The 10935-nt window shown below is 65.9% G+C and carries 17 protein-coding genes; 9 read left to right on the forward strand and 8 right to left on the reverse strand.

What is annotated here, in order from left to right:
- The first annotated feature begins 973 nt into the window (after positions 1 to 973).
- Positions 974 to 1258, forward strand: a complete 285-nt coding sequence (locus BIV57_RS12095; RefSeq protein ID WP_071656758.1) for a hypothetical protein — start codon at positions 974 to 976, stop codon at positions 1256 to 1258.
- 166 nt (positions 1259 to 1424) lie between these two features.
- Complete coding sequence (locus BIV57_RS12100; protein ID WP_071656759.1) at positions 1425 to 1736, forward strand: hypothetical protein; 312 nt, start codon at positions 1425 to 1427, stop codon at positions 1734 to 1736.
- A 197-nt stretch (positions 1737 to 1933) separates the two neighbouring features.
- Here BIV57_RS12100 and BIV57_RS12105 read toward each other — a convergent pair whose 3' ends face one another.
- The gene (locus tag BIV57_RS12105) at positions 1934 to 2155 is read right to left on the reverse strand and encodes a hypothetical protein (RefSeq protein ID WP_071656760.1); all 222 of its coding nucleotides are present in this window, start codon (positions 2153 to 2155) and stop codon (positions 1934 to 1936) included.
- Between the two features lie 62 nt (positions 2156 to 2217).
- A complete protein-coding gene (locus BIV57_RS12110; RefSeq protein WP_139275619.1) occupies positions 2218 to 2457 on the reverse strand; it encodes a hypothetical protein in 240 nt (79 codons plus the stop codon).
- A 302-nt stretch (positions 2458 to 2759) separates the two neighbouring features.
- Between BIV57_RS12110 and BIV57_RS25135 the strand changes: the two genes are divergently transcribed.
- Together BIV57_RS25135 and BIV57_RS12115 are read left to right on the forward strand one after the other, a co-directional pair.
- Positions 2760 to 2933 (forward strand): hypothetical protein, encoded by a 174-nt coding sequence (locus tag BIV57_RS25135; RefSeq protein ID WP_175548735.1) that lies wholly within the window; start codon positions 2760 to 2762, stop codon positions 2931 to 2933.
- A gap of 245 nt (positions 2934 to 3178) precedes the next feature.
- On the forward strand, positions 3179 to 3538 hold the full coding sequence (locus BIV57_RS12115; RefSeq protein ID WP_139275621.1) for a hypothetical protein: 360 nt from the start codon (positions 3179 to 3181) through the stop codon (positions 3536 to 3538).
- A gap of 197 nt (positions 3539 to 3735) precedes the next feature.
- On the opposite strand, the gene BIV57_RS12120 is transcribed toward BIV57_RS12115, so the two are convergent.
- The 3 genes from BIV57_RS12120 to BIV57_RS12130 form a co-directional block, all read right to left on the reverse strand.
- A complete protein-coding gene (locus BIV57_RS12120) occupies positions 3736 to 4008 on the reverse strand; it encodes a hypothetical protein (protein WP_071656763.1) in 273 nt (90 codons plus the stop codon).
- A 272-nt stretch (positions 4009 to 4280) separates the two neighbouring features.
- Positions 4281 to 5675 (reverse strand): MFS transporter, encoded by a 1395-nt coding sequence (locus BIV57_RS12125; protein WP_071656764.1) that lies wholly within the window; start codon positions 5673 to 5675, stop codon positions 4281 to 4283.
- A gap of 304 nt (positions 5676 to 5979) precedes the next feature.
- Positions 5980 to 6378 (reverse strand): hypothetical protein, encoded by a 399-nt coding sequence (locus tag BIV57_RS12130; RefSeq protein WP_071656765.1) that lies wholly within the window; start codon positions 6376 to 6378, stop codon positions 5980 to 5982.
- A gap of 356 nt (positions 6379 to 6734) precedes the next feature.
- Between BIV57_RS12130 and BIV57_RS12135 the strand changes: the two genes are divergently transcribed.
- Together BIV57_RS12135 and BIV57_RS12140 are read left to right on the forward strand one after the other, a co-directional pair.
- Positions 6735 to 6929: a hypothetical protein gene (locus BIV57_RS12135; RefSeq protein WP_071656772.1), complete on the forward strand. Its 195-nt coding sequence runs from the start codon at positions 6735 to 6737 to the stop codon at positions 6927 to 6929.
- Positions 6930 to 7141: 212 nt separating this feature from the next.
- The gene (locus BIV57_RS12140; RefSeq protein WP_071656766.1) at positions 7142 to 7387 is read left to right on the forward strand and encodes a hypothetical protein; all 246 of its coding nucleotides are present in this window, start codon (positions 7142 to 7144) and stop codon (positions 7385 to 7387) included.
- 384 nt (positions 7388 to 7771) lie between these two features.
- Here BIV57_RS12140 and BIV57_RS12145 read toward each other — a convergent pair whose 3' ends face one another.
- Both BIV57_RS12145 and BIV57_RS12150 read right to left on the reverse strand, forming a co-directional pair.
- The gene (locus tag BIV57_RS12145; RefSeq protein ID WP_071656767.1) at positions 7772 to 8191 is read right to left on the reverse strand and encodes a hypothetical protein; all 420 of its coding nucleotides are present in this window, start codon (positions 8189 to 8191) and stop codon (positions 7772 to 7774) included.
- 129 nt (positions 8192 to 8320) lie between these two features.
- The gene (locus BIV57_RS12150; RefSeq protein ID WP_071656768.1) at positions 8321 to 8647 is read right to left on the reverse strand and encodes a hypothetical protein; all 327 of its coding nucleotides are present in this window, start codon (positions 8645 to 8647) and stop codon (positions 8321 to 8323) included.
- A gap of 272 nt (positions 8648 to 8919) precedes the next feature.
- On the opposite strand from BIV57_RS12150, the gene BIV57_RS12155 reads away from it, so the two are divergent.
- Together BIV57_RS12155 and BIV57_RS24595 are read left to right on the forward strand one after the other, a co-directional pair.
- A complete protein-coding gene (locus BIV57_RS12155) occupies positions 8920 to 9387 on the forward strand; it encodes a hypothetical protein (RefSeq protein WP_071656769.1) in 468 nt (155 codons plus the stop codon).
- Between the two features lie 36 nt (positions 9388 to 9423).
- The gene (locus BIV57_RS24595; RefSeq protein ID WP_139275623.1) at positions 9424 to 9675 is read left to right on the forward strand and encodes a hypothetical protein; all 252 of its coding nucleotides are present in this window, start codon (positions 9424 to 9426) and stop codon (positions 9673 to 9675) included.
- A gap of 281 nt (positions 9676 to 9956) precedes the next feature.
- Here BIV57_RS24595 and BIV57_RS25140 read toward each other — a convergent pair whose 3' ends face one another.
- Positions 9957 to 10241, reverse strand: a complete 285-nt coding sequence (locus BIV57_RS25140; RefSeq protein ID WP_071656770.1) for a hypothetical protein — start codon at positions 10239 to 10241, stop codon at positions 9957 to 9959.
- A gap of 315 nt (positions 10242 to 10556) precedes the next feature.
- Here BIV57_RS25140 and BIV57_RS12165 point away from each other — a divergent pair, with 315 nt between their 5' ends.
- Positions 10557 to 10913 (forward strand): hypothetical protein, encoded by a 357-nt coding sequence (locus BIV57_RS12165; RefSeq protein ID WP_139275625.1) that lies wholly within the window; start codon positions 10557 to 10559, stop codon positions 10911 to 10913.
- Positions 10914 to 10935 lie beyond the last annotated feature (22 nt).

The raw sequence follows: 10935 nt of genomic DNA on the forward strand, positions 1-10935 counted from the left end.
GGTGCGGGTTGAGTGGGTGGGGGTGCGGGTTGAGTGGGTGGGGGTGATGTGGAACAGGGGAGTTAGTGGCTGTGGCGGGTGAGGGAGTGGCGGCTATGTGGATTGGGTGGAGCATGCATGAGGCATGGCTTCCGTGTCGGTTCGGCCGACACGGAGTTGGTGGTTGCGGTGGGTGAAGGACGTGGGTGGCTGAGGTTCAGGCAAGGTGCGAGTCAGGTCGTGGCTGGCGTTCAGGCAGGTGTGGGTCAGTGGGTGGCTGAGGTTCAAGCGACGTGCGGGTGGTCGGTGGTGAAGGTTCGTGCGTACGTGCGGGGGCCGTGGTGGCTGAGCTATGTGGACGGGCGGGGCCGTAGGTAGGTGTCTGTCTAGTGGTGTGTCGGGGGGCGAGGTTTCGCTGTTCTTGTTTTCTTCTGTTGTTCTCTTCTTCTCTCCTCTCTCCGCCCCTGGCCCCTTTGCCGGGCGTACCCGGCGAAGGGCCGCCCAGCCGAGCCGCCTTGGTCGTTCTGGGATGGTGACGCGTGACCTTCGGCGCCGTCATGGCTCGGGATTTCCCACTCGTCATGTTGGGGGAGGCTTCGAAGCTTCGTCTGACCGAGTTCCCCCCGGGGGGAACTCGGAAGGTCGCGCCGATCGCGTTGCGACCGCGGCCGTGAACTCGGATGAGAAAGCCACAGCGGGGAGTTCCCCCCGGGGGGAACCGCGGGTGAGGTCGGGTATGACGCACCAGAATCCCCCTGTGCCTTCCGTGCCAGCTACCCGCCAGGTGCGCTCAGCCCATGAGTGTTGGCGGCATTCCGCGTTCCACTCCCGGCAGCTCAACCGAGTTGGGGAGGCATGCGCTTGCGCGGAACGAGAATCCCCCTCTGCCCCGCGCCCCTGTGCTTCGATGATCGGGAGGGGGCGCCGCATGTTGACGCATACGCAGTGATGACTATATACTAGCAATAGGGTTGATCGAACCCGGGAGGATGACATGAACGGGAACGCGAGGATCGCCCAGCTCGGGCAGGAGTTGGAGCAGGTGCGCGCCAGGGTCAACGAGCTGTCGATCGGCGACCTCGACGGCCTCAGTGGCGGCGAGCTGCGCGAGAAGCTGCGTCAGGCGGATCTCGCGGTTCACGCGTTGCGTTCCGGGTCACCGACAGAGCTGATGATCCAGGTCGCGGAACTGGCCGTGTTGGACGTGTCCGACGCGGCGCGCGACTACGACCCGTTGCTGATGTCCGAGGTCTACGAGACGATCGACGGCTTCGAGTGAGCAGTCACGGGCGCCTCCGAGTTCCTGGGCGCGGGACGTAGTCACCCCTCTTCCGGGCATCCCAATCCCTCCTGCGCAATAGCGTGCACCGCATGCGCACCTTATGCTATACTTGAGTCATCAGCAGGCACCAGCTGATACCCCACCAAGGGAGGCGGACGACGCCATGACCATCCTCCGTAGGCACCCGATCGTATGGCACCTCCTCGCCGTCAGTGTCATCGTGATCACCGCCATAGGCGCCGCTCACTTCGGCGGCCAGACGTGGGGCGCTCTCTGGGTCCTGTCCGCCAGCTTCGTCTCGATCACGCTGATCTACGGCGCTCGTTGGGCGCTGGCCCTCTTCGCCTATACCGGGATGTTCCTCCTTGCCGCCTCCGTCGTCGGCGTCATCGTCGCCCTGCCGGTTTTCGCCGTGCTGATCTCGCTGCACGTCGCGTGGCGCCGTCACCGCACGTGTGTCCGCGCCTGCCGTTGACGCGTCGAGCGTTGACGCGTTGCCGCACTGACGCGGTAGCCCGAGCGTCCGCCCCCGGAACGGTGGCCGGGCGTTGAGGGCGTAACACCATCTCCCCTCTTCCCCGCGCTCCCGCTGCACCGTGTCTGTGTCGGCGCGCCCCCGCGAGTGTCTGGGTGCTGCTGACGGGGGCGCGCCGTCGGGAATCAGGGAATCCGTCAGTGTCGGGGGTTGGGCTTGATGTAGGGGCGGAACGTGTCGGCGGCTTCCTGGGCGCTGAGGGTGTCGCTCGCGGAGCTGATGATCACCCACTTCGCACGTTGCCGGGTGCCGTCGTTGCGCTTGAGGAGGTACTGCGCGTTGACGTGTTCGACGCGGTAGCTGGCGGCTGTCAGGTTGAGGAGTCGGGCAATGGCGGTCGCCGTCGCTGGTGTGCTCATGGCTGCGGATGCCTTCCGTTGGTGGTGTGCGGTGGTGGGCCGCGCGGGTGGTGAGTGTGTTGTCAGGCGGGGGCGTGGGTGAAGATGCCGACGATTCGGGGGTGTCGGTCGGTGCTGTGGTCGATGGTCGTAGGGTCGGTTCCGGGTTGGTACACCTTGTGTTCGCCGTTAGCGGCCTGGACGACTACGTAGCTGCTGCGGGTCAGTTTGCTGCGGGCGGCTGCGGCGGCGCGCGGGGAGATGGTGATGCCGTAGGCTCCGCCGTCCTGGAGTCCGGCGGCAGTGTGGGCTTCGGGGGTCATGAGCCAATAGGTTTCGGGGGATTGGCGTCGGAGGTAACGCATCGGTGTTCTCCGTTTCGGTGGGGTGGTTACCTAAGTGAGGTGGTGAGCCAAGAGAGTGACATCTAAAGAGTATCACTACGAGAGAAGGTTAGCCCGCAAGGGCGGAACGACATCTCCCTCTTCCCGGCCCCCCGGTATCGGGATCGCGCAAGTCGCAGCCGAATAGGCCTTGCACTTTGCTTTTGCAAATCTTATACTAGTAAATCCACGGCATGTTCTGGGGTTACCGCCCCGGTTTCCACCAAGGAGAGGAGTTCGCCATGGCGAAGTGGCGCGAGGTCAGGAAGGGCGTCATCAACACCAGCGCGGAACTGACGGATGAGCAGGTCGATCGGGCCGTCAGGGCGGACGGGGGCTTGGACCCCCTGAAGACCCACGACGACGGGAAGGTGACGAGGCTCGGCCGCGTCTTCGCGAAGGTCCCCCACTCGTGACGGCGTAGCAGATTGCGAGAGGCGGGGCCCGGCCGGATGCGTCCCGGCCGGGCCCCGCCATTTCGGTTGCCGAGTTGCCGAGTCGCGGCGTTGGCGCGTCCTGCCGCGCGGAGAGATGCCGTTGCCGAGCACACCCCTCCCTCTCCTTTACGCACCTGCCGCATTCCTGTCACGGGGATCATGTGTGGCGTGGCTCATGTATTGCGCAAGATCGATTAATGATATTCTTTAGAAGCCATCGAGCGATGAGTTTCCAGCTTCGAGGCAACGGCGGGCCACCAACCCGCCGCACCAAAACAGAAATGGAGAACAGCGGCATGGCGAACGCGGCAGGCATCGCACGCGCGGTGTGTGAGGGAGTATCCCGCCTGACGGCCAGTGGGGCGACGATCACGGCGGGGCGTGCGGTCTATAAGGTGGATGTGAGCCTCGACCCGAAACACGTGATCTTGTTCCAGCGCACGGAGGCCAGCGCGGCTACTCGCGCGCTGATCGCCAAGGAGTTGGTTGACGGGCGGTACGTGTGGGCCGAGGTGACCAAGGTCCGCAAGAGCAAGGGCGATGAAGCGGTGGCGCAGGCGTTGCGCGCCAGCCTGGGCGTGTAGCGGCGACCTTCCCGGGGCTCGCCCGTCCGCCGGTCGGGTGGGTCCCGGGAAGCGTGCGGCTGCGGGAAGCAACCTCCCTTTGCCCCGCGCGCCAGTGGGCTTCGGTCGGGCTGAGCGGTCCAGGTCGTCTCCGCGTCTGGTCGGCCCCCGCGCCTCGATGGACGCGGGGGCCGACCGGCGGCGGATGCCCTCCGGGGCTACTTGAGGAAGCGGCGGGCGGCCGAGCGGGCCAGCGAGGCGAGCAGGCCGCCGCTGACCGCCGCGATGATCAGGGCGGGGACCAGGATGGCGGAGACCATGGCCAGGCAGGCGAGGAAGCCGAACGCGGGGACGGCCGCGATGGCCAGGTGAAGGAGGAGGAAGAAGATCATCACGATGAGGCCGAGGAACGCGGCCACGGCGCCGCTGGCGACCAGGGCGACGAGGATGAGGGTTGCGATGACGAGGATGCGGCGGCGGGTGGTGGCCATGGGGTTCCTCCCGTGAGGATTGGTGGATCAGGTGGTGTATCCTGATGGCTAAAGTATAGCGCAAGTGTGGTGCTCCCGTCCACCCATGGACCCATGCGCGCCGCTGCCGTTGGGCGCCGCGTGCCGCCGCGGGACGCCGTCCCTCCCTCTTCCCCGCGTCCCCGCTGCTTCCCGCGTCCCGGCCGGACCCTCCTATGACCCCAGGTGCCGCCTTGCCGCGCCCCGGGACGTGGGCGGGGGTGGTGACCGCCCCCGCCCGGTCCCTCCGTCCGTCAGCGCGCGGTGTAGGCGTGGGGGAGGGTGCGGCCGTGTCCGAGCATGAGGGCGATGAGGGCGGCGGATGCGGCCGCGAGAGTGATCATGCTGGCGGTGTATCCGGCGCCGTAGTAGACGATGCCGATCAGCGCGATGGACAGGGCGCCCGCGCTCTCGCGGGCGGTGGCGTGGACGGCGGCGGCGGCGCTGTCGAGGTGGGGGGCGACGCTGCCGAGGACGGCGGAGTACAGCGGGGTGTCGATGAAGCCTTGGCCGATGCCGATGGCGGTCATTCCGGTGAGGATGGGCCACAGGGCGCCGGTGGGTCCGGCGAGGGCGAGCAGTGCGAATCCGCCCGTGATGATCGCGGCGCCGGTGAGGGGGAGGGTGCGGCCGTAGCGGCGCAGGAGTCGGGCGACGGCTGAATTGGTCGCCCAGTAGCCGCCGTTGATGAGGATGAAGACGGCTCCGGCGGCGGCGGCGGTCATGTGGCGGTGTTGCTGGAGGTACTGCACGAGGACGACGCCGAGGGCGCCGGAGGTGCCGTACATGATCATGACGGCGAGGACGCCGGTGGGGTAGCCGCGTTGCCGGAAGACGTCGAGGTTGAGCAGGGGGGCTTTGCCGTTGGCGGTGCGGCGGTGCTGGTGGTGGGTGAAGGTGGCGAGCAGGAGGAGGGAGGCGGTGAGGGTGAGCCAGCACCACAGCGGCCAGTGGAGCCCGGGGCCTTGGACGAGGGGGAGGGTGAGGGCGATGAGTCCGGCGGTCAGGAGTGCGGCGCCGGTCAGGTCCAGGGTGCGGGTGGAGTCGTGCGGGTGGTGGCCGTGGGTTTCGGGGATGAGGCGGCGACTGAGGTAGGCGGCGGCGCCGATGGGGAGGTTGACCAGGAAGGCGGTTCGCCATCCGAGGCCGAAGAGGTTGGCGTCGATCAGGATGCCGCCGAGGGCCATGCCGAGGACGGCGGCGAGGGTGCCGATGCTGCCGTACCAGGCGAAGGCGCGGGCGCGGTGGGGGTCGTTGGTGGGGAAGAGGGCGGCGAGGGTGATGGCGGCGGCGGGGCCCATGAGGGCGGCTCCGGCGCCTTGTCCGATGCGGCCGGTGATCAGGAGGGCGGCGGTGGGGGCGAATCCGCAGAGGGCGGAGGAGGCGGTGAAGGTGACGATGCCGAGGGTGAAGATGCGGCGGCGGCCGTAGAGGTCGGCGAGTTTGGCCGTGAGGATGAAGCCGGTGGCGGCTATGAGGATGTAGGAGATGATCACCCATTGCAGGGTGGCGGGGGAGGCGTGGAAGTCGCGGCGGAGGGCGGGGAGGGCGACGTTCGCGATGCGGAAGTCGAGCGAGGTGACGAATACGGCGGTGAGGATGACGGCGAGGGCCGACCAGCGGCGGGCGTGCGGATGGGTGCCGGGCACGGCGGTTCCCCCTGTGGGGTCAGGGCGCGGGCTGGTGGGGCGCGCGCGGAGTTGGTGAGGCTCCCCAAGCTGGTAACTTGGATGATTTCTTAATCATAGTCAAAAATGCATCGATGGGCAATCTGGTGGCGGGTGGCCTGTATCTCGTCGGTGGGGTGTTTGGCCAGCGGCTCTCAGGCCACCCCGAACACCCTGTGCCTCGCTCCCCGGCGGCCGTGCGGTGGTCGTGGCCGGGAAGTCGGGGCATGCCTGAGAGGGGTGGGCCGCGAGATGCGGCCCACCCCCCTTGGGGTGGTGCGGTTGATCAGCCGTGGAACCAGTTGACCGCGCCGTTGACGAAGCCGTTGACGAACGCGCCGATGGGTCCGGGGGCGAGGGTGACACCAGCGACGATGGTGATGATGAACCACCAGCCGGTGTACGAGTGGCCGCGCTTGTAGCCGCAGTACGCGGCTGCGGCGGCGACCACGAGAGAAAAGCCGAGCGAATAACCCTGGTAGGACGGGCCGATGGAGGCGGTGAGGCCGTGAATGACACCGGCGCCGACCGGCCCGGGGGCCAGCAGGATACCGATGACGAAGCCCCAACCGGCCACCGTCTGGAGGGGCTTCCTCTTCTTCACAGCGGTGAGGTAGAGGAAGGCGCCCAGGCCGAGGGATCCGAAGGTGGACGTAACCAGGGTCAAGATGCTGGCGGCGTGCATTCTGGGGATGCCCCTAACTTGGTGGTAATCGGCTGGTGAGGCCGTCTGACATCTAAAGTATAGCATTGCGAATGTGAATCTACAACCCTCTACCTAGTGGCGCCATGCCCTCCGACCTGGAGAAACGGCGTCACGCGCGCTTCCGGTGGGGCGTTGCGACGGCGAATCGGACCACCGATGTGGATCATGATGCGACCCGCCCTCCCTCTCCTTGCCGTCCCCGTGTGCCAAGTCGTCGATTCCGGGGGTGACTTACCGGGGGTAATGGGTGTCGTGACCTGCCATTCTCCTATATACTTGTTGTCATGAGCCGGGGATACCACCCTGGTACCAACTCGCTCTTGGGGGCATTCGTTATGGCTCTGTCTGTTTCGGCTGTGGTTCTCTTCGCGGTCATCGTCTTCCTTCTGATCAGGAAGGCGAACCTCCACGTGGGTCACGCGATCGTGTGCATCCTGCTCGGGTTCTACCTGGCGTCGTCCTCGGTGGCGCCGTCGATCACGAGCATGATGGGATCGGTCGCGAAGATGATCGGTTCGTTCAAGTTCTGAGGGGACGTCAGTTCCTCTCGGTGGTGGTTGGTGTCGCGGGGTTGACTCGCGGCGCCCGCTGCCGCCCCGCGCCACCCTCTCCCTCGCCTTCCGGAGGGCGCTGGGGATGTGCTCGTGCAAATGGGGGTCGCTGCCTCGATGAGTTGACGTCACCGCCTCATAGCGCTATACTTTAGTTACTGGTTCACCACCGAGCACCAGAGGAGCCCGCTATGGCTGCTTTCGCTGTCGTTGTCGCCCTGCCCGTGGGGAAGCCGCGCGAGTGGTACGTCAAGGTCGCGCGGAGCCGGAAGGCGTCGGCCATCGCCGAGTACATGATCAACAACGGTCTGGGGTACGACGCCGACGAGGTGACGGACTCCCAGATCCGGCACGCGGCCGAGCTGGCCGGTGAGCACGAGCCGTCGGCGATCACGTGCGCGCTGGTCCGTGAGCGCCTCGGGGCGCTGGAGGGCTGACGGCGCGCGGGCGGGTGCGGCGGCCCCTCTGGGGCGGCCGCACCCGCTCTCCGCAGGCGTGACCGGCCTGGGTGCCGGGGCGTGCTCTGTCTCCGTGTGTGGCGGGCGTCGAGGGTTTCGCCCGGGTCTTGCGTCGCGTTCTCTTCGGGCAACCCGACCACCCTGTACCTTCCAACCCGGCTGACGGTGATCGGGGTGCGGCCGTGCGGCAGTGGGGCCCACCAGGAGGGACAGAGGGACAGGCCGGTACGCGTTCCCTGGCGGTACGGCTCCGCGGCGGTGTGCGCGCCGGGTCGGTCCGGCGCGGCTGGGGCGGTGTCGTGGGCCGGTCCCGGTGGCGCGGGGGAGGGGCGGAGCCTGCCCGGCTCAGCCCCTCCCGGGCCGTCACGCCTTCTTCGGCTCGGTGTTGTCAGGCCGTTCCGGGTCGAAGTAGCGAGCGAACACCTGAAGGGGAGTCAGCCCCGGCGGTGTGCTGTGCATCGCCGTGCTGAGGACCTTGCGGCCTTCCAGCTGGAAGTACACATGGTGGCCGCCGAACTTCCAGGTCTGGCCCTCCTTGACGCCTTTGGCCCACCCTTCGGCGGCGCTCTTGAGCTTGCGGGCCTCCTCCCGGGACTCCTGCACGTCCGCCCACTTCGGCTCAAGGAACTTCTTCCATGCCGTGGACGCGACCCACTTGGTTCCCTTGCCAAGGCCCGCGCCGCTCTTCTTGATGCCCTTTCCGATGCCCTTGCCCGCACCCTTGGCCGCCCTGGTGGCCTGCGCCTTGGTCCAAGCCTTGGCAGCGTCGGCGATCTTTCCCATTGGTGTTCTCCTTTTCTTGGTTGTCAGGCTGGTGGCGCCTGACGGTTTTTCACTGAGAGGTACATTGCAGTGGCGATGTGTGCGAATTGCGCAGGGTCGCCAGGTTTGCGAGCGGGTGCCCCGACGCGATTACAGCTTCTTGATCATCTTCTTGATGAGCTTGATCTGCCTTCCGATGTACTTGATGTGGCGCTCCCAGTCGTCAAGGGCGTCATTGTGCAGCTTCAGCTGGCGAGAGTTTTGAGGCTGAGCAAAGGCGACTGCATTTTCACTCATGACTTCTAGGATGCCCTTTCGAGCTTCGTTCGCCTGCTTAATGCGTCCTTCCAGGTCCTTGACTCGATCTTCCAGGGCCTTCGTGGCCGCAGCCTTCGAAAGGTCCTTGATCAGTTCTTTCGGCTTGGTCAACCTCTTGACGGCCCGCCCGAAGGTCTTCGCCGAGTCGATCATGCCCATGGTCTTTGGCCTTTCCTTGGTGTCTCCGGGTGGTGAGCCCGTATTGCTCGGTACATGTATGAACTTACGCGCCATCGCCAGGCATCGCAAGGCTTTCTGGTCAATGCTTTGCTGACGCAAATGCCGGATCGCCTCTTTACCGATACAGTCCACATCTCTGATGTGTTCGGCGTCACAATGCGCTATACGGAACCACAGCTAGCGCGTAAGGTCGTACCCGAAAGAGCAATACAGGAGGGGAGCGCAATATCATGGGTAGGGAAGTCGGTCCGGTGGAGAGGATCAATATCAACCCCGGGGTCTTCAAAAAGAATACAACGCCGATGACGGCGACTCAGGTCTCGGATGCGATTTTCTTTGCTGCGAACAATGGCGCGCTAGTCTATCGTGTGGGGAGCTGGGATTACCGGGTGCGCCACACCAACGGGAGCGAGACGTATTACAGGCTCGACGTCCAAGGAAAGGGATCACCCATCTCGCGGAATATCCGCGCTGATCACGCGAAGCCTCAAAAGATCACGGTGCGGATGTGCGCCCACGCCCGGAGCGGGAGCGAGGTCCCATCGGGCACCGTTGAATACAAGAATCTGCGCGGGGAGCTGGCTGATTGGCGGACGAAGGGCGCTTCGGTCTCCACCGAGTCACGCAAGCGGATCGTAGTCACGATGTTCGGCGCGGTGGTCGCGGTCTATGAGCCGACCGAGGGCCGGGGGCATACGCAGTCCACGATCAGGATCTGACGATTTCGGGAGGATGGAGAGCAAGGAGGTAGTACGGTGGCTGGCGATAAAGATAAGAATGACCTCAAAGAGGAAATACTCAGGCGCGTGGGGCGCATCCGGCGGCGAATCGGTGAGTCCGATATGTCGGAGTCGCAAAAGCGAGATGCTCGCAAACTTCTCGAAGATATCGACGATGCTACCCTGAGTTTTCGTTCTACGAACAATGCGAGGGCGGCCAAGATTAGCAAGAATCTGATTGATCCTATTTTCAAGAAGCTGGCGAATCTTGGTCTGCCGACTCGCTAGGTGGGTTCGGGTGCGGGGCGGGCGTGTTGTCGCCTGCCCCGTACCTCGGAACGGACGGCGTTCGACGGTTCGTCAGCTGACCGCGGTTTGTGCCGCGGCTGTCGGGGGCTGCCTTCCGCCTTGTCCGTGAACGTGTAGGGGGCCGCTGCGTTGTGGTTGTCCTATGTGGACGGTCGCCCGCCCCGCGCACCCCACCCACCCTCTGCCTGCCGTCCCGGGTGGCGCGGGAGCGGCGTCCGGCCCCGCCGCTGGTGCGCGGCGGGGCCGGTTCGCTGTGCGGGTCAGGCGCGCGGCGTGCTGGTACCGAAGAGGGTGCGGAGCAGCGACACGGCGAGCATGGCCGCCGACGTGATGGCGAGGCAGGTGACGATGCCCCAGGCCGGGACGGCGGCGAAGGCCATGTGAAGCAGGCCGACGATGGCCATCAGGATGAGGGCGAGCACTGCCGCCTTGGCCAGGAAGATCAGGGCCGAGATGGCGACGGCGGCCGCGATGGTGAGGACGGTGATGAGGGCGACGCCGAGGGCGACGAGGACTGAGGAGAGGGCGCGGCCGATGGCGGTCATGGTGTTCCTCCGGTGAGCTGGTGTGCGCTGAGTGGTGAACTCTGCGCCTGACTTCTATATGATAGCATCTTGAGCGGTTTGCTATCAAGCTTCCGGGGTCGGGGGGTTGGGCGCGTCCTGCGGGGAGGACGGGCCTCCCTTTGCCCCGCGCTCCGGCGGTATCGGGGTGAGTGCTGTTGCCGGGCGGGTGCCATCGTCTGAACGGTCAGGTTTTGATGGCCGGTTGGCGTTTCTGACGGCCTGAATGGATGATCAATTTTCTCTGCGGCGAGACCAGAATTAATGGTGTCAGCTACACGAGAGAGGGTGATCCTGATGGACAAGGACGAGCAGAAGCGGCTGAAGAATCGCATCAGTGAGCTCGGGAGGGAAAAACGGCGCCTTGAGGGGAAGTTGGACAAGGCGAATCGCGAGCTGGGGGAACTGCGCGCGAGTGAGCGGCGAGCTCAGGCGGAGATGTCGGACGCTCAGGCGGCGGCGCGCCGCTTCCGCGCGACGCACCGTCAGCTGTCCGCGACTTACGCGGCCGCGGCTGGGGCCGCGGGCAAGGAAGTCCGGAAGGTGCAGGGCAAGATCGCGCGGGTTGAGCGGGACGTCAGTTCGTTGAAGGCGCAGATTGCCAGGGCTGAACAGAACATCGGGGAGACGCATTCCACACTCAACGCCGGGTGAGGGGTGAGGGGTGAGGGGTGAG

Source organism: Mangrovactinospora gilvigrisea, from assembly GCF_001879105.1.
GTDB lineage: Bacteria > Actinomycetota > Actinomycetes > Streptomycetales > Streptomycetaceae > Mangrovactinospora > Mangrovactinospora gilvigrisea.